Genomic DNA, 24,314 nt, shown 5'->3' on the forward strand with positions numbered 1-24,314 from the left:
TATGGAATGTCTCTAAGTTAGTTAAGCAAGAAAATAAAGTAATATTGCGAATAAATTAGTTTTAAAAATAAAGTATTAAGTAATAATGACATATTATTGTCTATACTGATCGATTTTAGCCATACCCTGTTTTATTTAAATACATTTATATATAGTATGTCGATAGCGCGCCACATGAGTGCGTTACTATGTATCGACTTACACGCTATCTGCAACTGGAGAATCTTTTTTTATGTCAAAATACACCATGCCAGATGATAATCAGCTTCAAAACAATGGCCAAGCAAGCTTCACTGTATTCGGTGTTGGTGGCGGCGGCGGTAATGCAGTTGAACATATGGTACAGCAAGGCATCAGAGGTGTAACGTTCGTTTGTGCCAATACAGATAAACAAGCGCTAGATCGTCTTACTGCACCGCATAAACTGCAACTGGGTGCAAAAACGAACCGTGGTCTAGGGGCAGGCGCAAATCCAGAAGTGGGTCGTGAAGCAGCAGAGAGCGAAGAAGAAGCGATTCGTGCATTGCTTGAGCACTCAGATATGGTATTCATCACTGCTGGTATGGGCGGCGGTACTGGTACAGGCGCAGCGCCAGTTGTTGCTCGTATTGCGAAAGAAATGGAAGTGCTGACAGTTGCTGTTGTGACCACGCCATTCAAATTCGAAGGTGGTAAGCGTATCAAAGCTGCTAAAGCAGGTATTGAGCAGCTGACTAATTTTGTTGACTCAATTATCACGATTCCAAATGATAAATTGATGAGTGTATACGGCAACATCTCTATGCAAGATGCTTTCAAAAAAAGCGGATGATGTATTGCTGCATGCCGTTCAAGGTATTGCGGAAACCATCGCTAGCGAAGGTATGATCAACATTGACTTTAACGATATCCGTACGGCAATGACTGCGAAAGGTCATGCGATGATGGGTATTGGTCGTGCCAGCGGTGATGATCGTGCGCGTCAAGCGACTGAAAAAGCCATCAGATCACCACTACTTGATGATTTGCGTTTAGAAAATGCAAAAGGCCTACTCGTTAACGTTATTTCTTCAGAGTCATTGTCACTAGATGAAATGAGTAAAATCAGTGCAATAGTCGAAGAAATTACTGATATTGATGACGCTCATATTTTCTACGGTTCTGTGATTGATGAAAAAATGGGTGACGACTTACATGTGACCGTCATCGCAACTGGCTTAACGTTAGACGAAAATGCAGGTCAAGAGCCAGAAGTAGTAGAGCAGCCAGTACCTTCTGTTAATAGCACGCAACCTGTCGATCCTAACGTGCATACCAGCGCTTTAAACAGTCAGAAGCAGTCACAAGCTCAGCAGTATCAAGATACCGTTGCACGTCCTAGCGCAAGCGCACCTCAAGAGCAGCCTAAGACTAAAACAAACAGTATCCAAGACTATTTAAAGCGTCAACAGAATAAATAGTATTTCTAATTTACTGTAAGTAAGAAAAAGCCAGCGTTTTAACGCTGGCTTTTTTTGTGTTTAAGGAAAGGTGAAGCATTTTCGATAAGGAAAATTATGACAATTTTCTATGTAATCTATATGTATATGACTGTCTAAACTTATATCAATCTCGTTGTTTTATAGCATTGAATAGAGCATAAGAAGTAAAAATCAGCAATAGAATATTGACGATAAGTGTTATCAATCAAGGAGATAAGAAAATTAGCACTTTTTATATATAGCGAATAAGGGGTCGGTAATGGTACACTATGTCAATTGTAACAAAATATGTGAGAAGACAACCATGAACCAAAGAACCATAAAAACAGCAATAGCCGTTACGGGTACTGGTCTACATAGTGGTCAGCCTGTTGACTTGGAGTTTCATCCACAGCCGATTGACACTGGTATTGTTTTCGAGCGCTCTGATATAGAAGGTAGTCAACCAATTCCAGCGAGTGCGTTTTTAGTACAAGACACGATGATGTCATCGAACTTAGTATTTGGCGGTACGCGAGTGGGCACGGTTGAGCATCTGCTTAGTGCCATCGCTGGTCTAGGAGTAGACAATCTGTTAGTTCGTGTCTCTGCTTCAGAGATACCGATTATGGATGGTAGCGCTGCGCCTTTTGTCGCGCTCTTACTAGATGCAGGATTTCGTGAGCAAGAAGCGGCCAAGAAATTTATTAAAATTATACGTCCAGTACGAGTAAAACTAGAAGATAAATGGGCAGAGCTACGTCCTTATGAAGGGTATGAATTAAATTTCGAAATTGATTTTGATCATCCTGCGTTTGATAAGAACTTTCAGCATGCACAGTTGCAGTTCTCTACACAGAACTTTATCGAACAATTAAGCACTGCGCGTACTTTTGGATTTTTACGTGATATAGAAGCGTTACGTCAAAATAACTTAGCACTTGGCGGCAGTATGGAAAATGCTATCGTTATTGATGATGCCAACATACTTAATGCCGAAGGCTTACGTTTTAACGATGAGTTTGTCCGTCATAAAATTTTAGATGCTTTGGGAGATTTGCATCTGATTGGCTACCCAATTTTAGGTCGTTTTAACGCCTATAAGTCTGGTCATGCTCTAAATAATTTATTAGTACGTGAAATACTATCTGACGAAGATAACTTTGAAATTGTAACTTTTGATGACAATGTAACCTGTCCTATCGAGTATTTACCACTTAACGATTTGGTTATTGAAGGATAAATACAGGAATATACAGGAAGTATCGAAACATTTACGCAATATTACATAGATGGCTCATAATTACATTTATATAATATTCTATATTTTGAATATATTGTCTATATGAATATATGAATTTTCCGTTAAGGCATATAATACAAAAGCTGTAGATGATTTTTAAGTCCTTCATCGGTTATATCCATAATCTGGATGTAACCGATGAAGATTTTTTTGTCCAATGCATTACAAAAATCCATCTTTATCAATGCCATCATCTGCTCTTATTTACATAACTTTACATTTAACGGTCGGTATTTTTAATGATTAATCAAACGCAAAAGGGCTTTTTTGAGATTCTCATCAGTGGTGACATGCTCTGCGGCCTGTGATATAGTCCGTTTTGTGTTCTGGCTAAGCGCCTGATTTTCATTGGCTTTACGAGAATTTGGCAAGTGCAGTGATGATGTTAATGATTGTTTAGATGAATAATTATCGGCAGAGCTTTTAGCCACAACGACGCGAATTTGCTTGAGTTGTTTAAATGTAATTGACTGCTCTGTTAGTATTTGCAAATACGAGCTATGTAAATAGCGAATATGATTTGCTGCTGTCATTGAGCTAACACTTAATATCAACTGCTCAGGTGTTAAGCCTACAACCCAACAGGTGTTGAGTATTTCTTCAGGTAGACAGTCTACCAATAGCTCTTTTATCTCGTTGGTTGCTTCTATATATAGTCGCATGTTGTTAGAAAGGGTTTGAGGTAGCGCGCTACCAGCAAATGCTTGATGATCTATAAGCTGGGCAAGCCGATTAGGCTGTTTTTTTGACATCGTAAGTACTCATCTAATAGGTGACAAACTCGATACTCATAATAGACATGCCAAAAGCAATATATAGCAGATGGCTTATAAGATAGTTGACTAGGTGGGAGGTACTACTGGCACTAGTCACTATTTGAAAAGAATGAACCGTTGTAATAGGGATTTTATCACGTCTATTCGATGATTATATCCTCTAAATTAATTGATGCTTCGTTACGGATGACGAGCAGACTTGTATTAACAATAGGTAGTAAATTTATGAAACAAGCTTTATTAATTTTGTCAGTATTGGGAATGGGTATCGCACAGACGAGTGGTGCTGCCGAGACAACCTTTCAACCAAATAATACCTTGAGTCATACCATCACAAATATCTCTACTTCTGCGAACTACGGTTCTAGTCGCAACATCTATAGCACTAACAGTGGTGCACATGTATATAGCAATGATGAAATCAGTCAAGCCATTGACAATCTAAGTGCTCATGCGAAGCAAAAAGAATATCAGCTAGCCTCACTTACTAGCCGCTTATCATACGAGCAGCGTCAGCAGCAAGCAAGTCGTATCCCTGATAGTAATTCTGCACCTGCTATTGCTGCGGCACGCGCATCACGAGTGGCTTTGTCTAGAAGCTCTGGTTATTGTGCCCGTTATGTACGAAAAGCATTACAGTCAGCAGGTTATGAATTTACGCCTAACCCTTCAGCATATCAGTATGCTTCTCGTGGCACACTAGCCCAAGCCGGCTTTACCAAGATCAGTAACGACATGGCACCACAAGTTGGTGATGTCGTTGTCTATAACCGCACGTCAAGCCGTCCACATGGTCATATTCAGATTTTTGATGGCAATGACTGGGTATCTGACTTCCGTCAAAACAGCATTAGCCCTTATAGCGGTACATACAGCTATACGACATGGCGTGATTCGCAGTATGTTGATGATGCATCAGATCGTGGTATCTACCTTGCGATGGCTGACAAATAAACATCGGTTAAATGAAGTAAGTATCAGTTAAATGAGACTAAAGTTTTCTCCAAACTCAGTAATGCTCTTTATGACATTACTGGGTTTTTTTGTGCTTTAAACTGGGATGCCTAAGTGAGTACAGCTCATATAACCAAATCAAAGCTCAAATTTTGGCCAATAATCACGATTGTGAAAATCAGGCGGAGAGGCATGGCCCGAGGCAAAGTATAAGTCAGTTTTGCCAAACCATAAGATGACACAAGGATGTATTTGTTCGATCCTCATGTTTGCAATAGCGTATTGTTGATTCGGTAGCTGCGTTATAGGTAGGCTAAAGCTGCGCTCATAATGAGCAGGTGTCTGCACTACCGTTGAAGTGCTAGATAATAGGCTTGCTACTGATAAGGCTGTCAAATCCTTATGGTTGTTCCAACCAACAGATGCGCGTGTGGTTCCATCAGTTTCATACAACGGTACTGGCGGTAGTGCCGCAGGGTTACGATAGCTCTCAAATTGATAAAATGCATAACGACCATCAGGACTCGCATTAATCTCTATATAAGCAGTTGTTTGCTGAAGTGGTATCTTGTGAGGTTCTGGATGGTGAATTGCTACGATATCTTCGTCATCATTCTTACAGCCTGCAATCTTGCTGCCAGCAATAAAACATTCAAGGCACGTCTCTTCCCATAGGTAATCAGTGAAATTTACTTGAGTTTGTTGCCATGTTCGCCAATTGAGTTGGTTTGCTAGAATTTGGTAGGCAGAGTCACTTGATAGGTCAGCATTAGTTGCAAAGCTGGCTGTTGGATGATCTCTGTACTTACTTCGATAGAGATATTCTCAAGATCTTCTATAGACACGCCTAATTGCTGAGCGTCTTTCGCTATCGTCTCGGTGGCTATAGAGAGGTTAAAAGATTGGTTCATTATAAGTACATCTCGATGGTAATAATAAAGAGGTGATAGTGACAAGAGAAATCATACTGATTAAGGACACTAATGCTATATGGTAAGTATAACCGAGACTATCGGAAAACATAAAAGCCGCGAGCAAGAAGCGTCGCGGCCTTTGTATTTCATTATCGTTTAGCTATGATATAAGTGAACATAAAACCCAGTCACTTAATGCCAGTCTATCATGACATATTACTGCGCGTGACGTGCTAGGTTAGACAGTTTTGGATTGGCATTTGGGTTTTTGCGTAGTAATAATGCCATACGACCAATAGAATGAACCAAAGACGCATTAGCCGCTTTAGCAAGTTCAGCGCCAACGATGTCACGCTCTTCTTTCGTGCCAGCAGGCAATTTCACTTTGATAAGCTCATGATCTGTTAGCGCGCGATCGATTTCTTCAGTAATGGTTGGAGTAATACCCTTGTTGCCGATCATAACGATAGGCTTTAGCTCGTGACCGATGCCTTTTAGACGTTTGATGGTAGCGTTATCGAGTTGCATAGAATTCCTAAGTGTTGGTAAAAATAAAAATGGTACTGTTAAAAACAGTTATTGATCATTATAGATAATCTGTGACCATCTTGCATGAGATCAGCAGGATTTTGCACGATTTTACGTGACGAAAATGTTAAACTGAATGTTTGGTACATTATAAACGCTACTGCCTTATAAAACAGTTATTTAACCAATAGAATTTGGTCAGTTTGCAACCAACCATGAATAAAAAAATCTGATGAACACCGTATTTAGAATAATCCGCAACGGATTAATATCAGTTTGTAAGTGATAGAGCAATTAAAGCAGCTAGATTTAGTAAAGCAATAGGAGCAGGTATTTTGGCCACGCGTATCGAAAACAAAAAACTATCAAAGAGCAGCAGTGCTTGGATGAAAGAGCATATTGACGATCATTATGTACAAAAAGCTCAAAAAGATGGCTACCGTGCCCGTGCCGCTTATAAATTATTAGAGATTAATGAAAAAACCAACCTGATCAAAAAAGGCATGACGGTCGTAGATTTGGGCAGTGCGCCTGGTAGCTGGTCACAAGTCGCTGGTCGATTGGTAGGTGACGATGGTATCTTGATTGCCTCTGATATTTTGGCGATGGATACCTTGCCTGATGTGACCTTTATTCAGGGTGATTTTCGTGAAGCTGAAGTGTTTGACGCCATTATGGCAGAAGTGGGTGATAGACAAGTCGACGTGGTATTGTCTGATATGGCACCCAATACCGCTGGAAACAGTGCTATCGATCAGCCACGTATGATGTATTTATGCGAGCTGGCAGTGGACTTCGCGCTTGCAACCTTACCAGAAGGTGGCGCACTTATTATGAAAGTGTTTCAAGGCGAGGGTACACAAGAATTACGCAAGCAGATGCAGCAGGATTTTAGTAAGATTCGTAGTATAAAGCCAGGTGCGTCACGACCACGCTCAAAAGAGATGTTTTGGATAGCGATTAAATAGTTTTAACATCAATAGGTTGCTGCTCTTGTAAGCGTGAAGGTAAACCACCATAAAGTGTTATTATCGCGATATAAAAGCTGCGTCAATTGTTAAATGAATAATCGTGAAACCTGCTTGAATTATGCGGGTTAGCACCACATATCATGGTATATTACCTTTGTTTTTAGCATACGTTTTAGGCAAAGTCGTCTGATAATAAGCGTTTTAAAAGTTCAATGATCGTATATCTATGTTTATCTCATACTGATTATTTATAAAAACAATTTTTATGCTACCTATAAATCATATAAGTTTAATTTAGCAGTTTTTTTTATTATCGGGATATTCGTTAAAAATGAGCAATACGTTTATAGACGTCACGTGTTTAATAAACACACCAATAAGTAAGGGATGGGAATAACTAGTGAGCGACATGGTAAAAAATACCTTATTGTGGCTGGTGGTAATCGGCGTTTTGGTGCTGGTGTTTAGCGGCTTTGATCAATCCTCTGAGCCGGATAACCTTAACTACTCTGAGTTTGTGACCGCAGTGTCAGAAAACCAAGTAGCCAGTGTCGAGATCGACGGCGAACAGATCACCGGCGAAAAGAAAAATGGTTCATCTTTTGAGACCATTAGACCAGCTGTGTCAGATGACCAGCTCATGCCAATGCTACGTGAGAACCAAGTCGAAGTTCAAGGAACTGCACCAAAGCGCCAAAGCGTACTAATGCAACTACTAATAGCCAGCTTCCCAATTCTATTGATTATTGGTCTGTTCTTATTCTTTATGCGTAACATGCAAGGCGGCGCGGGCGGTAAAGGCGGCGGCCCAATGAGTTTTGGTAAATCAAAAGCGAAGATGTTGACTGAAGATCAAATCAACGTTAACTTCGAAGATGTGGCTGGTTGTGAAGAAGCCAAAGAAGAAGTTGTTGAAGTGGTTGAGTTCTTACGTGATCCAGACAAATTTACCAAACTGGGTGCAACGATTCCTCGTGGTATCTTGATGGTAGGTCCTCCAGGCACAGGTAAAACCTTGCTAGCGAGAGCCATTGCTGGTGAAGCTAAAGTGCCGTTTTTCTCAATTTCAGGTTCTGATTTTGTTGAAATGTTCGTCGGTGTTGGTGCATCACGTGTCCGTGATATGTTTGAACAGGCGAAGAAAAGCGCTCCTTGTATCATCTTTATTGATGAGATTGATGCAGTCGGTCGTCATCGTGGTTCCGGTATGGGCGGCGGTAATGATGAGCGCGAGCAAACGCTTAACCAATTACTGGTTGAGATGGATGGTTTTGAAGGTAATGAAGGCGTTATTGTTATTGCCGCAACCAACCGTGCTGACGTGCTTGATAAAGCATTATTACGTCCAGGTCGTTTTGACCGTCAAGTACAAGTAGGCTTGCCAGATATCAAAGGCCGTGAGCAAATCTTAAAAGTTCATTTGAAGAAATTGCCAAACACGATTAGTGTAGACGCAAGTTCTCTTGCTCGTGGTACACCTGGATTCAGTGGTGCACAGCTTGCTAACCTTGTAAACGAAGCCGCATTATTTGCAGCACGTCGTAACAAGACCAGCGTCGATATGAATGACTTTGAAGATGCGAAAGACAAGTTATATATGGGTCCAGAACGCAAGTCCATGGTGATACGCGAAGAAGAGCGCCGTGCGACTGCGTATCATGAAGCAGGTCATGCGTTGGTAGCTGAACTATTACCTGGTACAGATCCTGTGCATAAAGTCACTATTATGCCGCGTGGCTTTGCCCTTGGTGTCACTTGGCAGTTGCCTGAGCATGATCAGACCAGTATGTACAAGTCGAAAATGTTGAGCGACATTGCTATTTTGTTTGGTGGTCGTATCGCCGAAGAAGTGTTTATCAATCAAATGTCGACGGGCGCTTCGAACGACTTTGAACGTGCTACTAAAATGGCACGTGCGATGGTCACGAAGTACGGTATGTCTGATGCACTTGGTATCATGGTGTATGAAGATGACGACAACTCGCAAGGATATTTCGGCGGTGGTGGACGTACTATCTCAGAAGCCACGCAGCAGAAGGTCGATGAAGAAGTGCGTCGTATGCTAGAAGAGCAGTATGATATTGCTCGTGAATTGATTGAAGCCAATCAAGACAAAATGCATGCGATGGTTGATGCGCTTATGAACTGGGAAACTATTGATCGTGACCAACTGCAAGATATTCTAGCAGGTGAAGAACCACGTCCACCAAGAGTTTATCAGCATAACGAAGTAAACTTGTCGAAAAACGATGTCAAAACAACGGGTGCTACACCGCCACCATTACCAGCGATGTAAGTGCTAGCGTATTCATGTCTTATAAAAAGCCCTTTATGATAGAGGGCTTTTTTTATTGTCATCATTTTATGAAGGGTTTAGAACCCTATAAGATTTACTGGTATCATAAGCATAGATAATAATAATTAAAGCTGCATTATAAATTTTATTTGCGATGGATTATTCATGTCATTATTCCAACCTTTATCCAACTATCAAGTGTCTAGCCGTGATAAAACCTTAGATTTGTCGCAGCCGCATATCATGGGTATCTTGAACGTAACGCCAGATTCATTTTCAGACGGTGGACAGTTTAACGCAGTAGATAAAGCTGTCGCTCATTGTCAGCAGATGATAAATGAAGGCGCTACTATTATTGATATCGGTGGTGAATCTACTCGTCCAAATGCGCAAACTGTAGCGACCAAAGACGAGATACAACGAGTTGTGCCGGTGGTTCGAGCCATTCGTAAGTATTGTAGTGATGCTATTTGGTTATCGATTGATACTAGCAGCCCTGAAGTCATGCAGGCAGCTTTTGATGAAGGTGCTGACATTTGGAACGATGTACGAGCACTGAAACGTACTGGTGCGGCAGAGCTAGCAGCTAAGCTTGATATACCTGTTATGCTAATGCATATGCGCGGTGAGCCAACGACAATGAATAATCTGGCACAGTATGACAATGTGATCGATGAAGTGCGTACAGAGCTGCTCGACCGTATTAACGAAGTAGTTAGCATCGGCGTCAAACAAAGCAATATCATTATCGATCCAGGTTTTGGTTTTGCCAAAAACTATGAACATCATTGCGCGCTATTAAGTCAGCTGAGTAGCTTGCAAGCATTAGGGCTGCCGATGATGTTTGGCATTTCTCGCAAGCGTTTCTTGGCAGAAGTATTGACCAAAAGTGGAGCTGAAGCTGTGAGTACGACGCAAGCGGTAGAGCGTGATTCGGCAGGAACGGCAGCTGGGCTATTTGCCTTACAACAAGGCGCAAGTATCATTCGTACGCATAATGTGGCGATGATGCAGCAAGCAGTGGCCTTATGGAGTCAACTGTCAGCATATCGTTGTTAATTTTATTCTACATGTCCGAATGCATAGTGAGGTTTCAAGACTATAAATATTCTATACGCTATGCTTAACATCTATTTTTAAACTATCTAAACCCACAAGACTATCCAATTTAATAAGAGTAAATTTATGACTAGTACCACTCAGCCAGAACCAACCAATGAACAGCGCCGTATCATTTATCAAGCTCGCCGCGGATTAAAAGAATTGGATTTTTATATTGATCCTTACGTCAAGGAGCTATATCTGATAGCAGATGCTACTGAGCAAGCAACATTTGCAGAAATGCTCACTCATGAAGACCCAGACTTGCTAGACTATTTTACCAATCAAAATCGTCCAGAAGAGGACGATATCTGGGCGTTGGTCAATAAGATAAAAACATGGCGCCATACCAAAGACTTGGTTTAGGTCTTAAGGAATGGGTCGGCACAATATCTAACGTTTCCCATGGTACGCTTATATGACGCCAGCAACCTCGCTACGTATTGATACAACTATTAAGCCTGCCAGTTATTTACGCGCGCTGCTATATGTAGGCTTGACTGGCGTTATGATGATATTGGCATGGTTTGCGTCTTTGGCCTTATGGCAGTATCTACTGATCTTAATAGTCTCAGCAGCGGTCGCAGGTTATCTGATTATATCGAGACCGATACTGTTACATATTAGTCAGCCATCGCTCAGTCAGCGTGTCGATAAAGAATGGCAATTACTGATACGAACGGGACGCGGCGATGAGTTATGGCAAGCAGAGTTAATCGATATACATCGCTATCAGTGGGCGATGAGTGTCGAGTTCGATATCGTTGAGCCTCATCAAAGAACGTTTTCGACTACTGTATTTCGCGACCAAGTAAATCACGAGCAATGGCGACAGTTAAATATTTTAGCCAATACCAGTAAGGGTAATACTAGATAACTGGTTATCTACTGGTCTTAGACTTCTCCTTTTACGATGAAAAATCTCTACACGTCATAACAAAATAGCTATCTCAAAGGACAAATAGGTTTGTTATATTAAAATCTGTTATATTAAAAATAGAAAATAAAACTCGTAATTTTGCTGTCCCGTTATTAAAGAACATATAGGCAGATATGAGGTTTCACAATTTTTAGCAGTATTTTTGTACTAAACAATACGATAAAAAGAGGAATAGATAATGAGCTTATTAGGGAATTTAGTGAGCCAAGTGGCACGTAGTGCAATGAGTCCAGACGACGCTCAGCGCAATCCAGTTAACCAACGTACTGAAACACGGCAGACGGGCGGATTAGGTGATATTTTAGGTAGTGTACTGGGCGGTGGCAGTCAGGCAGGTGGTTATAGCCCTCAACAAAATAGCCGTCAAGCAGATAATGGTTTTGGCTTAGATGACATCATTGGTGGTCTCACGGGCGGTAGTCAGCGCGGCGGTATGAGCTCAGGTGCTGGCGGACTAGGTGATATTTTAGGTAGTGTATTAGGGGGTCAGCGTACTAATAGTGGGTTTGGTGGTAAAGGTATGCTCGTTGCTGCATTGATGCCTATGGTACTTAGCTGGATCAAACGTAACGGTGGTTTGAGTGGGGCGTTGTCAAAAATTACTGGTATGGGCTATGAAGGTCAAGCAAGCTCTTGGATGAGTAATAACGAAGCAAACGATAATTTAGATCCAAACGAAATTAACCGTTTATTTGACGAAAACGAAATTCAGCAAGTAGCCGCTCATACTGGTGCTAATGAAACTGAGGTAAGACAAGGGCTCGCTGAGCTATTACCTGAGGTAATGAATCAGCTAACGCCTAATGGTAATCTAGATAATGAGTCTGAAGCCAATGAAGAGATAGATCAAATCATTAGCCAGCTATCTAGCCGTCTTGGTAATTTTAAATAATTTGACAGCTTTGAGTTTGAAAATTTCTAACTGAATTCTTAAAAGTCATGTAGATTAAAATAATGGATAGTATTGATCAAAGGGCACGTTATATAACGTGCTCTTTTTTACGTCTATCACAAGAGCATGACTGTCGGTAAATACCGTTTGGCAGGGACAGTGATAGCGATAGTAAGCCCTTAAAATCGCTCGTCTAGCGTCTCTGTGGTATGGTTAAGTGCGGCAAAGCAGATATCGGTATTAAACCCTCTATACTGCAAAAATCGTAACTGCTTGGCTTTTTCCTTTTGTTCACCTGGTATGTCATTACCGTATTTTTTAGTACGTGCTATCACCGCCAGTTTTAGCCAATCTACACCGTCTACTAGGTTGTCTACATCATCATCTACAAACTCACTAAATTCATCAGACTCAGTATTTGCCATATCGATTAGCTCATCGATGTTACCTGGCATAGCAATCTTCTTACGATAGAATTCTTGTTTGATCCGACCACGTCCGCGGCCTTTGCGAATGTTCTCACGTATCAACATTAGGGTAGTGCGGTAATCACTTTGATAACCTTTTTCTTCAAACTCATCAAGTAGTGCGTCAATTTTTTTCTGGGTCTTGTTCTTTGTCGATCAGCTTTTGCTTTAGCTCAGCCTTACCGTATTCGCGGCGTGATAAATAATAAAATGCGAGCCAACGTAATCGACTTTCTGCTTTAATCGCATCGATCTCTGCTTGTTTTTGTTCAGGGGTTCGTAAGTAGCTTTGAGCGCGGCTGGTATGTTATCGTTTTGGCTGTCTGCTTCACTACCATTGATAGCAAAAAGCTCAGCTTCATGTTCTGAGTTTTTGGATGGCGGCTCAGTGCTACGACCCTTATCTGTTGCTAAGCTATTGTCAATTTCGTCATTATAAATGTCGAGTTTAACTTCTGCTAGCATCTCTTTGATGGTTTGCGCTTCAGGGGGTTCATATGTAGGGGTATCATTAGGCTCAGCGGTAAAATTAGCTGCTGGATGAAAACGCTTTTTACGTTTTTTTAGATTTAGAGTTCTTTTTTTGGTTTAGGAGAGGAGTCTTCAAAGAACGCTGTATCAATAGTAGTAGCATTCGCGACTGAATCATCTTTACTTGAACGGATAGCCCGTTTACTAGATTTCTCTGGTTTTTTAGACTCTTTCGTATGAGAATCTTTGGACAGTTTTTTTGGTTTACTATCAACAGAACTAGCTGAGTCGGCACCCGACTCAGCTAGGATTTCAGCTAAGGTTTTAATTTTCATAATAAATCATAGTGACTGACAATGGTTAATCGTTAAACCATTATTGTACAGGTTCAGAAGCCTGTTCTGCTTCTTCAGTTTCGTCGGCTTTGCTATTTTTCTTCGTACCAAGCTTTTCGTCACGGATCTTATCTTCGATTTCTTGGGCAATGGCAGGGTTCTCTTTTAAGAAAAGCACAGAGTTGGCTTTACCTTGACCGATTTTTTCGTCGCCATAGCTGTACCACGATCCTGCTTTACCAACCGCTCCAATCTCTACACCTAAGTCGATGACTTCGGCTAAATGGTTCGTACCTTCACCGTAAGTAATTTCGAACTCAGCTTGGCGGAAAGGTGGTGCCATTTTATTTTTGATGACTTTGACACGGGTCTGGTTACCAATGATTTCATCACCATTTTTGACCGCACCAATGCGGCGGATATCCATACGTACAGAAGCGTAGAATTTCAGCGCGTTACCACCAGTTGTGGTCTCAGGGCTACCGAACATAACACCAATTTTCATACGGATTTGGTTAATAAACACCACCATACAGTTAGAGCGTTTGGCGTTACCAGTGATTTTACGTAGGGCTTGGCTCATCAGACGTGCTTGCAGACCCATGTGCGAGTCACCCATTTCGCCTTCAATCTCAGCTCGTGGCGTCAAAGCAGCCACTGAGTCAATTACGATCATGTCGATCGCGCCTGAGCGTACCAACATATCGGTGATTTCAAGTGCTTGCTCGCCATTGTCAGGCTGCGAGAGCAATAAGTCATCAGTATTTACCCCAAGCTTGCGTGCATAGACAGGGTCAAGCGCATGCTCGGCATCGATAAATGCACAGGTACCGCCTTGCTTTTGACATTCTGCAATAGCTTGCAGGGTCATCGTCGTTTTACCTGAGCTTTCTGGGCCGTAAATTTCAACGATACGGCCTTTTGGTAGACCACCAATACCAAGCGCAATGTCTAATCCTAGAGAGCCTGTAGAGACCACATCGACATCCATAATGGCCGAGTCATCGCCTAGATGCATGATGGTGTTTTTACCAAATTGCTTTTCGATTTGACCTAATGCCGCTTTGAGGGCTTTGGCTTTATTGTCGTCCATATTGGATTCCTTGTTTTCGGTAGTTAAGTTGATGCTATAAATAAAATATGGGTACTGTTAAAACTTTTGACAAACGCATACTGACTGTTATGAAGTCGGCAATTATTGTCTGGCTGTTTTATCGAAAAATAGGTTGTCACGTAACTGGTATAGATAGTAGTATCGAATGTATCGTTCTACTATACAGTAAAATTAAATAGTGAGAGAAGTAAAAATAAGTCCGTAGTATACTGTCGTTATCGTTGTTTTTAAGTCAGACTTGGCGTGCTAATTACTCGACTCAACTTCTTAACGCTGTTGATTTGATAAGGTAATTATAGCAAAAGCAAAGCACGATAATGAGCGTTGAGGGATGCTAGACGACACTATCTGTCGTATGGTATGAAGCTAAAATCTACGGAAATAATGCGATAGGTCGTTGTTGTTTTGAACCTGATAATGACTATGCTTGTCAATAGATTTAGGAGTTGTCCACAACAAATAAAAGGCTTATTTTCGCTAATTGTGAAACATTATGAAGAATTAAATTATTTTAAAAATTATTTAAAATAATTTTTTATGTGTGTGAATTTAATATAAGTATTTGATTTTAAATGATTTATAAATTGTACAAAAAAATGAACGATTTTACCTTATCCTTTAAGTTGCTTAGCTATAAACTTGTCAAGTGGTGACTTATACACAGGGTTATCCACAGCTTATGGGGAGAACTCTGTAAAGCCTTATAATACATAAGTTTACGTAGATTATTAGTGTTGGGAACGGGTTCTATATCTCGTTTTTAATCACTTTATAGGAGCAATTTTGTCTACAAACAACGCTATGAGCGCTATGTTTCACAAATTATAAATATATCTTTTTTTATGCATAATCATACTATAGGTATTAAAAGTCAGGAGTATGACTCAAGATATACACCTAAGATGTCAGCAGACATAGTTATGCATAGAATGTCTAGTATTTTTAGAGATATTTTCTACAGCCTATAAAAGGTCATAAAAAAGCGGCTACATCAGATAGCCGCTTTGTCAAAACACTTAAAAGTAGAGCTGTATTAATCAGTCTTTGATATAGATCAAATCCCAGACGCCATGCCCACGATCGAGGCCACGACGCTCAAACTTAGTCATTGGACGAAAGTCAGGACGCTCAGTGAAATTACCTGTACCTGCTTTGTTGGTCAATCCAGCGAAACCATCCAATACTTCAACCATCCAAAATGCATAATGCTCCCAGTCAGTTGCTGTATGGAACCAGCCACCTTGTTTTAAGCTGTGCGTAACGATGGTCATACGTTCAGGACTGACAAAACGACGCTTATAGTGACGCTTCTTTTGCCATGGATCAGGGAAGTATAGCTGAATACGGTCGATATGGTTTTCTGGTAGCTGCTTGAGCAATTGAATAGCATCACCGTTGATGATTTTTACGTTGCTCAAATCTTGGGTGCCAGCCATATAAGCACATTTACCAATACCAGGCTCATGCACTTCTACACCGACAAAGTTACGAGTAGGGTCAGCGGCCGCCATTTCAATAAACGAATCACCCAAGCCAAAACCAATCTCTACCGTAAGCGGTGCATCTGGGCCGTTAGGGCTATCGGCGAATAACGTACGTAAGTTGTCAATACCGGTAAGATCGCCATCACCAAAACTGTTATTGACCAAATACTCAGAAAATTCTGGAGCAGTTAATGCAAGCTCAGCGTTTTTGTTCATATGCGTACGGCGCTTCATAAACGTATTGACGATGCGGATATGCTTGTCAGAGGTCGGTTCTATCTCTTGGCTAGTGCTGTTATCGATATCGATAGGCTCGCTTGTGCTATTAAGGGTTTGCTCATCAGTAGTATCGGTACTATTGACGTTGTCATTGATATCAGAATGTTGACTCATAGGATTCGTAAGGCTTAATTAGGTGGGTGATGTTTGCTTATTATAAGTTAAATCCATACAACTGTGAACGGACAATCCTATTTTCGCGTATTTGCTGGTCAGTGCTGGGGTTTCTCTATGTTACACACGGGTTTTAGCGTTATCATATAATGGTATCTTTTAAATGCTTTTTCTAAGAGTCAGCAAGTAGAGCGTGTTGCCATGTTATTTATTGAGACAGATTCACCGCCACCATTTTATCAAGAGTCGTTAACACCCGCTAAACGTAAGCAGTTAGACAAGTGGTTCATCGGTAATCGTAGCCAGCGTTATTATCTCAAACGCTTTGAGCAGTTTGATCAGCAAGGTTATCTGTCACCAAAATGGCATTGGGCTGCGTTTTTTATCACCTTTCCTTGGCTGCTATATCGCAAGCGCTATATGGATGCGATCGTCTATAGTGTCGCAGGGTGGTCTTTTATCCAGCTTAATGTGGCATTAGTGCTAGTCGCCTTTGAGTTTGTAGCGATGTCCTATGTACCAGATGCTTATCAGATGGCAATACGTATCGGTATTGCTGCTGTTATTTGGCTGTTTTGGTCGTTTATGGTGGCACGTTGGACGGATGCGTATTACTACCGAATGGCAAGGCGTGAGATCGCTGATGCGATAAATGACTATCCGCAAGATGAGGCAGCACAGAAAGCGCATCTGCAAAGAGAGGGCCGTGTTAGCTTATTTGGATTAGCATTAGGGTTTGGTTTTTTTGCGTTTTCGCTATTGGTGATTAAGGTGCAGTTTTTACCGATTATTGCCAAGCCAAAAGCAAATGAAGTATTGTTTGACGCTTATGATATTGCAAAGAATGCTCAAAACCGAGTGGCGTTGATTTATCAGCAGACAGGGCAGTGCCCAGTAAATCTGCCCCTGAGTACCGAGCAGCAGCAGATACGCATGCATGTCGATACTCAGCCGCTGGCGTGCTAGAAACTGACTGTGCGGTAGTGGCAACGATTCAGAACGTGACGTTTCCGTTACGCTATTTAAATGAGCAGACGCTGGTCTTTTATCATATACCAGACAGTGATAATTGGGATTGCACCAGCTCACTGAATAAAAAACAAGCCCCTAAAAACTGCATAGCTGATTAGGGGCTGTATTTCACGAGTACTTGTAAATGTTGCTAGTACTGAGAGCTACTGCTTAGGGTTAATGCTTAGAGTCCGTTGCAGTATCATACTTTTCCTCAACTGGTGTTGCTTGGCTCTTTAATGCCTCGTAAAAATCAGTCAAATCCATCTTACGTGCTTTGCCAATGTCTTCATCAAACAGGCTTTCAAGCTCTGCCATCGCTGACTGCGCCGACTCAATCATGCTGGCTTCATCATCATAAATGGCTTGCTGACGTTCAATCAAATCATCATCATAATCACGGAATGTTTGCACTGTCTCACGCGCTTTTTCTGGTGAGATGCCTAATAACTGTAGTGATTCGCGTGACATGTCCAAAGACGACAAATAAGTCTCACGCCAAATGTGCCGCACGCCAACTTCACGCAAGCGATAATAATGCTGACGATCACGTGCTCTTGCCAATACAATCAGTTCAGGATAGTTTTTGCGCAAGTATTGAGCGGTAGTGATAGAGCGTTCTAAGTCATCGATGGCAAGAATAAATACTCGCGCTTTTTGAATGCCTGCCGCTCGTAAAATCTCAGGATTTTTCGGATCGCCATAATAGACTTGGTTACCGAATTTTCTTACAAAATCTACTCGGTTTGCAGAGCGTTCAATGGCGGTAAATTCGATATTATGCATGCGCAGTACACGGCCAATAATCTGACCGACACGGCCGAAGCCTGCAATAATGACCTGATGTTCATGATCGGGAATGGTATCGTATTCGCGGCTCGGCTTGCTCTTGGCAAATAGCGGCTCACCCACTTTTTCTAATAACAAGAATGCCAGAGGTGTTAGCGCCATCGAGATGGTAACGACTAAGTTAAGAGTATTGGCAAGTTCGGGACGCAAGACATTTTGGGCAGTAGCGACACTGAACAAGACGAAGGCAAACTCACCACCTTGGGCTAGGGTCACACCCAATCGGATACTGGTCGGCCAGCGATTGCCCGATACTTTTGCAATACCTGCAATCACTGCAAACTTGATAAACATCAAGGCGAGCGCGCAGCCAATAATAAAGATGGGCTCTGCCAAAATAAGTTTGACGTCGGTAAGCATACCGACTGACATAAAGAATAGACCTAATAGCAATCCTTTAAAAGGTTCGATACTGGCTTCTAATTCGTGACGATATTCGGAATCAGCGAGCAACACACCTGTCAAAAATGCACCTAGTGCCATTGATAGACCGATTTGACCCATCAAAATAGACACGCCCATCACAATAAATAGCGCGACCGCTGTCAGTAGTTCTGACGCACCACTGGAAGCCACAAATTTGAAGAAGGGTCGAACCACATAACGGCTAGCAAAAATCAGACCGGCAAAGACAGCAAATACCTTACCAAAATAAATCAAATCGTAACTTTGCTCACGTACCCCTGATAAAAATGGAATGACTGCTAACAATGGAATGACCGCAATATCTTGGAACAATAAGATAGTGAAGGCTTCTCGACCATGCGTGCTCGAAAGCTGCTGTTTTTCAGTCAGTATCTGTAGTACAAACGCAGTAGAAGACAGGGCTAAACCAAAACCAACAATAAAGGCTGTATCTAGTTGTAAGGAGAAAAACTGATGTAATAGCCACATCAGTAGCGTACCAGTCAAACCGACCTGCAAACCGCCCAATACAAATATAGAGCGGCGCAATGCCCAAAGCCGCGAAGGCTGTAGCTCAAGCCCGATAATAAACAGCAGCATGACTACGCCAAACTCTGAAAAGTGCAATAGACTTTCCGCGTCGCCTGCCACATCCAAGCCACTTGGGCCCAATATGAGTCCAGTGATGAGATAGCCTAAAACCGTTGCAATGCCGAAGCGTTTACCGAGAGGGACAAAGAGCAATGCTGCTCCCAAAAAGATAGTGGCTTGCAACATGAGATTTGGTGAGCCGGCGGCGGCAGCAAACATCTGGGCTCCTTAAAAATTTGAATAAAATATACAATATAAAATGGACGTGACTAAAATCAGTATGACTAAAACGATATCGCGCTAGTATCTATTATTTCTTACGATAAACTTTCCACACCCCATTGTCTGCAAGAGGATTATTATAAGCATCGTTGCGGCGTTTACGCGGTGTCTGGCGACTATCTACAATCTTAAAGTCAGGCAGAACATGTACAATCAGACCAGTACGATAAAACCGTACTCGCTCAGGCTCTAGCATCTCGCCCTTACTATCGCGACAAAAAACATAAGCACGCAGATCGATAAATTCACGATGCGCTACCAGTCGCGCTTCCTCGTCGTTATCTAACACCGCTGTCATACGCTCGATTTCATCATCCGTATATTGACCACATTTATCAGTCAGGGCGCCTACTGCCCCAAAGCTTTTGGACTCTTTAGCGCGCGTCTTAGTCAAGTGTAGACGCTGAACATGATAGATGAATTGTGGTATTTCAAGGCTGGCAGGAAGTGGCAAGTAATCAGGTGGCATGTTGGCCGCTGGATAAAAATCCTTTGCACGCTCAAGCAGATTTTGCCAACGTTGTTGATAGGTTTGGACTTCGGCTAAGTTGCTTCATAAATAGGCATATCACGGATTTGGCGCAAAACATCAGGTGGAAACTGTTCATTACGAAAGTTTGCAATGTCTTCTTGCAGCGTTGATAACAAAACTTTGGCGTGTTTTTTGCCATCTTTTGATGCAGGATCATCGATATAGTCTGGGGCGACAAAGGGTGCTGAGCGTCTAGACATAGTGTTGTATCATCAATAGATAGAGTAAAAATACCAAAAAGTATGATTATAAAAATTAACTGGGGTGCTAAACAAAACTTTATAATAGTTATTATAACCACATAAGCCGATTTGAACTTAAGTTTTTTGAATGGAATAAAGCAAAAGTTTGTCGCAAATCACGACTGTCTTAATGTGATCTAGATTCTAGTTCTAATTCTACGTAACTTTTAGTATGAACCAGTATCAGATGCCTATACTTGTATTTTCTAGGTCGTGTTTCAAGTTATTGACTTCTTTATTCAATCACTTAGCTGAAAATGTATCGTTAATGGTTATGACCAATATGACTATTACCATCAGGTAGCTGTCCCGAAATATCACAGACCAATGCATCGCTATGTGCGATATTCTGCGGGTGAGACGAGCTTTCGACCTGAATAGTAGCATGGTGAATACCAAGCTCTAGCAGTCTTTGTTCGAGACTGGTAATTAGAATATTTGATTCATGGATACTCATTTCACCATCGACCACCACGTGACAAGAGAGTGCATTGAGACCGCTAGTAATACTCCAAACATGTAGGTCATGTACTTTTTGTACTTGAGAGTCTTCGAGTAATTTTTGCTCTACATCGACGAGCGATATATTGGCAGGCGTTCCTTCCATCAATATATGCACAGAATCACGTACAACGCGGTAGCCACTGATTAAAATAAGCACAGCAACGATTACTGATGCCACTGCATCTGCCCATACCCAACCAAAACCCATCATAAGTAGTGCAGCGATAATCGCAGCTACTGACCCTAACAAATCGCTCAATACGTGCAAATAGGCGCTTTGCATATTAAGGTTAACGGGTTCTTCATTATTAGGTTTCTGCTCTGCGACCTTGGCATCATCCGTACCATGATTATGGCTGTGTGGCTCGCCACCTTGACTACCTCGATGCATTAGCCAAGCGACCAAAATATTGATCAGCATACCGATAGTCGCCACGATAAGCATGCCTTGGGTCGCAATTTCTGGCGGTGAGTTAAAGCGTTTAATCGCTTCATAAAAAAATCATCAAAGCGATTATCACAAGGGTAGCGCCATTTACCGTAGCAACTAATATCTCAAAACGCTTGTAGCCAAAAGTTTTCTGATGGGTAGCCGCTTTTTCGCCGATTTTAAATGCGACCAAAGTGGCACCAAGCGCTATCGCATCGCTCAACATATGCCCTGCATCAGATAGCAGAGCCAAACTACCAGTGAGCCAGCCACCAATGGCTTCGATAAACATGTAACCAGTAATGATAATAAAGCTGAACAGCAAGGTGCGCTGATAGCCTTTGGTATCTCGTGCTGTGGTTGTTTGCTCTAGATGCTCATCATGATCATGATGGCCTTGGTTTTCTTGAGTGTAGTTATTTTCTTCATCTTCGCGAACGTACTTAGGCACATCCGTATTATCATACTGTTGGCTATGATTGTGCTCGTCAGAGTTTGGATTATTTGGATTCATAATAATACTCAGATTCGCTGATAGTTGCGTTCGATAGCTGATATTTACTGATAAGTGACGTTTACTAATAAGTGATGCTTGCTATGGGTAGAGTAGGCGTAGGGCATTTACCGCGTACCATTTGATAATTATAAATTTAACATAGCCAAGCATGAGAAGCTGTAACGACGAAGTAAACATGATGAGAAGAGAAGTAGAAAGATATACACCCATTTGTTGAGAGCTGCGTGAGAACTACCAACCGACAGGATCAATATCCAAAGTAAGTTTAAGATATTTAGCGCTTGGTAGGGCAAGCACTGGCTGCCACCACTGTCCCAACACATGGTGCAATTGACGACGGTCTTTGGCCAGTAGCAAAAGCTGTGCATGGTAGCGACTGTTCTTTTTACTCATGGGTGCATCAATAGGACCGAGAACAGCGAGGTTATGAGCATTCGGCAAATGCGCAATAGCATCCTTGAGTGCTTGAGTAGTAGCTGCTAATGTTTTACCTTCGCAGCGTATCAATGCAGCATGTCGATGAGGAGGTAAGCCCATCATTTGACGTTCTTGCAGTAGCTCGCGCGCGAATGACAAGTAGCCGTCTTTGACCAGTTTTAATAGTAACTCGTTATCAGGCTGCAACGTTTGAATCAATACGCGGCCAGCTTTGTCACCTCGACCAGCACGGCCAGCTACCTGAATCATGAGCTGTGCGGTATGCTCTGGTGAGCGGAAGTCTGCTGATAAAAATCCGCGATCAGCATTGGGTAAGCAAACCAACGTAACGTTGGGGAAGTGATGACCTTTGGCAACCATCTGTGTACCGACTAATATGGCAGGGTTGCCTTTATTGATTTGCTCGTAAATATTTTCCCAACTGTCTTTGCGTCTTGTGGTATCACGGTCTATTTGAATAATCGGATAGAGCTCTTTGCTGGTTTGGGGGTTGGCAAAGATTGCGTGTAGATTTTCGCTAAGCCTTGTCGTTCCCATACCTTTGGCATCTAGGTTTTGACTGCCACAATCAGGGCATACGGTAGGGATATAGGCTTGCCAATCGCAATGATGGCATTTCAAATAAGAGTTGCTTGAATAACTGTTTCGCTGGGATTGGCCGTTATAGTGAACGGTCAGGTGCGCGTCACAGCGCGGACAATCTGCTTGCCAGCCACAAGCCTCGCATAAGAGAACAGGCGCATAGCCACGACGATTCAAAAATATTAATACCTGATCACCGGCTTCTAGCGTTTGCCGTATCGCCCCGATCATGCATCCGTCAGCCCTGTATCATAGCGCGCACCGTCATCTTGAGCCTGTTGATGGGTACTTTGCAAGCGAGCATCAATCAGCTGCATGGTTGCAGGCTTGGCATTACCTGGACGAGTAAGCAGTTGGTATTCTACTAGTTTGCCATCATCGACCAGTTTTAAATGCTCAAGGGAAGGTGTGGCAGTACCAAGTATCACTGGGATTTTGTACTGCAAACCTCGATAGAGAGCAACATCAGCGGCATGATAACGCAATGTGTCTTGCTGCTTGTACGAGCCATCATGCGCTTCGTCAACGACAATCAGGCCTAAGTCTGCGAAAGGATATAGCACAGCCGAACGTGTACCGATCACGATTTGTGCATGACCCGTGCGGCAGTCTTGCCAACCTTGCAAGCGATGAGTATTGGTCATGCCAGAGTGTAATAGCACAATGTGGGCTGCGAACCGACTGGCAAATCTTGCCCGCGTTTGCGGTGTTAGTCCAATCTCTGGTACCAAAATCAACACCTGTTTGCCAGCCTCTAGTACAGCTTGCATCGCTTGCAGATAGACTTCGGTTTTACCACTCCCAGTAATACCGTTGAGCAGAAAACCAGTATAAGTATCAGATTCGTGTGCAGCAATAATAGCGTCGACAGCAAGTTTCTGCTCATCATTGAGATCAAGTGGCATTTTTGCAGTTTAACTGGAGTAGGCGCTTGTTTTGGCTGAATATAGCGCTCGACTAACCCTTTATCTTCTAGCGTCTTTAAAAAGGCTCGTTGCATCCCTTCTAGTAGCAATACATCTTCACTTGAGCCATGCTGACCATGTAGCTTTAGCATGTCGAACTGCTGCTTTTGTTTTTTAGCATTGGCTCGAAAATCATCATCAGTAATATGAGGCAAAATGCGCCAATGGGTAATCAGCAAGTCTAATGGTTTGCCTTGACGGACAAGGCTTGGCAGGATAACTGCTAACACGTCGCCAAGCGGATAATGGTAATAGCGGGTTAACCAATAGGCAAGCTTGAGCATGTCCGAGTCCAAAATAGGCTCAGCATCTAGACATTTATTGATGGGTTTGATCTTATTAACAGGTACGCTGCTATCGTCTTGTGAAATATGAGCAATCACAATGCCAATCAGAGTCTGACGACCAAACGAAACCTCAACACGGCTGCCGATTTGCGGTATCGCACTGTTTGGCAAAGCAAGCATATCAGCTGGTAGGCTATAGTCAAACACCCGATAAAGGGGAACGGGCAGAGCAACTTGTACCAACATAAACGCTTCGCAGTCTTATTAGGTGAATATGAGATCAGAATAATAGAACGGAGAC

The 24,314-nt window shown here is 42.1% G+C and carries 15 protein-coding genes and 6 pseudogenes; 10 read left to right on the forward strand and 11 right to left on the reverse strand.

The window, feature by feature from the left end; all coding sequences use genetic code 11:
• Positions 1 to 232 precede the first annotated feature (232 nt).
• Positions 233 to 1,439, forward strand: a pseudogene (gene ftsZ / locus TT11_RS02805) (cell division protein FtsZ).
• Positions 1,440 to 1,764: 325 nt separating this feature from the next.
• Positions 1,765 to 2,682: a UDP-3-O-acyl-N-acetylglucosamine deacetylase gene (lpxC, locus tag TT11_RS02810; RefSeq protein ID WP_261869009.1), complete on the forward strand. Its 918-nt coding sequence runs from the start codon at positions 1,765 to 1,767 to the stop codon at positions 2,680 to 2,682.
• Between the two features lie 296 nt (positions 2,683 to 2,978).
• Here lpxC and TT11_RS02815 read toward each other — a convergent pair whose 3' ends face one another.
• Positions 2,979 to 3,494: a hypothetical protein gene (locus TT11_RS02815; protein WP_261869010.1), complete on the reverse strand. Its 516-nt coding sequence runs from the start codon at positions 3,492 to 3,494 to the stop codon at positions 2,979 to 2,981.
• A 249-nt stretch (positions 3,495 to 3,743) separates the two neighbouring features.
• Between TT11_RS02815 and TT11_RS02820 the strand changes: the two genes are divergently transcribed.
• The gene (locus TT11_RS02820) at positions 3,744 to 4,472 is read left to right on the forward strand and encodes a CHAP domain-containing protein (RefSeq protein ID WP_261869011.1); all 729 of its coding nucleotides are present in this window, start codon (positions 3,744 to 3,746) and stop codon (positions 4,470 to 4,472) included.
• A 138-nt stretch (positions 4,473 to 4,610) separates the two neighbouring features.
• On the opposite strand, the gene TT11_RS02825 is transcribed toward TT11_RS02820, so the two are convergent.
• The 3 genes from TT11_RS02825 to TT11_RS02835 all read right to left on the reverse strand — a co-directional run bounded on the left by TT11_RS02825 (position 4,611) and on the right by TT11_RS02835 (position 5,914).
• Complete coding sequence (locus TT11_RS02825; RefSeq protein WP_261869012.1) at positions 4,611 to 4,925, reverse strand: hypothetical protein; 315 nt, start codon at positions 4,923 to 4,925, stop codon at positions 4,611 to 4,613.
• Positions 4,926 to 5,203: 278 nt separating this feature from the next.
• Positions 5,204 to 5,383: a hypothetical protein gene (locus TT11_RS02830; RefSeq protein ID WP_261869013.1), complete on the reverse strand. Its 180-nt coding sequence runs from the start codon at positions 5,381 to 5,383 to the stop codon at positions 5,204 to 5,206.
• 219 nt (positions 5,384 to 5,602) lie between these two features.
• On the reverse strand, positions 5,603 to 5,914 hold the full coding sequence (locus TT11_RS02835) for a YhbY family RNA-binding protein (RefSeq protein ID WP_057761426.1): 312 nt from the start codon (positions 5,912 to 5,914) through the stop codon (positions 5,603 to 5,605).
• Between the two features lie 335 nt (positions 5,915 to 6,249).
• Here TT11_RS02835 and TT11_RS02840 point away from each other — a divergent pair, with 335 nt between their 5' ends.
• The 6 genes from TT11_RS02840 to TT11_RS02865 all read left to right on the forward strand — a co-directional run bounded on the left by TT11_RS02840 (position 6,250) and on the right by TT11_RS02865 (position 12,114).
• Entirely contained in the window at positions 6,250 to 6,882 is a 633-nt protein-coding gene (locus TT11_RS02840) for an RlmE family RNA methyltransferase (RefSeq protein WP_057761424.1), read from the forward strand.
• Positions 6,883 to 7,285: 403 nt separating this feature from the next.
• Positions 7,286 to 9,181 carry an ATP-dependent zinc metalloprotease FtsH gene (gene ftsH, locus TT11_RS02845; protein ID WP_057761422.1) on the forward strand — a complete coding sequence of 632 codons (1,896 nt, stop codon included), beginning with the start codon at positions 7,286 to 7,288 and terminating at the stop codon, positions 9,179 to 9,181.
• A gap of 165 nt (positions 9,182 to 9,346) precedes the next feature.
• Entirely contained in the window at positions 9,347 to 10,240 is an 894-nt protein-coding gene (gene folP / locus TT11_RS02850; protein WP_261869014.1) for a dihydropteroate synthase, read from the forward strand.
• Between the two features lie 126 nt (positions 10,241 to 10,366).
• Positions 10,367 to 10,648 (forward strand): succinate dehydrogenase assembly factor 2, encoded by a 282-nt coding sequence (locus tag TT11_RS02855; protein ID WP_261869015.1) that lies wholly within the window; start codon positions 10,367 to 10,369, stop codon positions 10,646 to 10,648.
• Between the two features lie 52 nt (positions 10,649 to 10,700).
• The gene (locus TT11_RS02860) at positions 10,701 to 11,159 is read left to right on the forward strand and encodes a hypothetical protein (protein WP_261869016.1); all 459 of its coding nucleotides are present in this window, start codon (positions 10,701 to 10,703) and stop codon (positions 11,157 to 11,159) included.
• A gap of 241 nt (positions 11,160 to 11,400) precedes the next feature.
• Entirely contained in the window at positions 11,401 to 12,114 is a 714-nt protein-coding gene (locus tag TT11_RS02865; protein ID WP_261869017.1) for a YidB family protein, read from the forward strand.
• 179 nt (positions 12,115 to 12,293) lie between these two features.
• On the opposite strand, the pseudogene TT11_RS16920 reads toward TT11_RS02865, so the two are convergent.
• The 3 genes and pseudogenes from TT11_RS16920 to trmB all read right to left on the reverse strand — a co-directional run bounded on the left by TT11_RS16920 (position 12,294) and on the right by trmB (position 16,378).
• Positions 12,294 to 13,387: pseudogene (locus tag TT11_RS16920) on the reverse strand (RecX family transcriptional regulator).
• A 40-nt stretch (positions 13,388 to 13,427) separates the two neighbouring features.
• On the reverse strand, positions 13,428 to 14,480 hold the full coding sequence (gene recA / locus TT11_RS02885) for a recombinase RecA (RefSeq protein ID WP_101205782.1): 1,053 nt from the start codon (positions 14,478 to 14,480) through the stop codon (positions 13,428 to 13,430).
• Positions 14,481 to 15,538: 1,058 nt separating this feature from the next.
• Complete coding sequence (trmB, locus tag TT11_RS02890; protein WP_261869020.1) at positions 15,539 to 16,378, reverse strand: tRNA (guanosine(46)-N7)-methyltransferase TrmB; 840 nt, start codon at positions 16,376 to 16,378, stop codon at positions 15,539 to 15,541.
• Positions 16,379 to 16,579: 201 nt separating this feature from the next.
• On the opposite strand from trmB, the pseudogene TT11_RS02895 reads away from it, so the two are divergent.
• Positions 16,580 to 17,508, forward strand: a pseudogene (locus tag TT11_RS02895) (DUF2628 domain-containing protein).
• A 58-nt stretch (positions 17,509 to 17,566) separates the two neighbouring features.
• On the opposite strand, the gene TT11_RS02900 reads toward TT11_RS02895, so the two are convergent.
• From TT11_RS02900 to TT11_RS16930, 4 genes and pseudogenes are all read right to left on the reverse strand, one after another.
• Entirely contained in the window at positions 17,567 to 19,453 is a 1,887-nt protein-coding gene (locus TT11_RS02900) for a monovalent cation:proton antiporter-2 (CPA2) family protein (RefSeq protein WP_261869021.1), read from the reverse strand.
• 91 nt (positions 19,454 to 19,544) lie between these two features.
• A pseudogene (locus tag TT11_RS16925) lies at positions 19,545 to 20,248 on the reverse strand (hypothetical protein).
• A gap of 307 nt (positions 20,249 to 20,555) precedes the next feature.
• Positions 20,556 to 21,738: pseudogene (locus tag TT11_RS02915) on the reverse strand (cation diffusion facilitator family transporter).
• Positions 21,739 to 21,972: 234 nt separating this feature from the next.
• A pseudogene (locus TT11_RS16930) lies at positions 21,973 to 24,259 on the reverse strand (primosomal protein N').
• Positions 24,260 to 24,314 lie beyond the last annotated feature (55 nt).

Origin of the sequence: Psychrobacter sp. JCM 18901 (genome assembly GCF_000586435.1) — a bacterium.
GTDB lineage: Bacteria > Pseudomonadota > Gammaproteobacteria > Pseudomonadales > Moraxellaceae > Psychrobacter.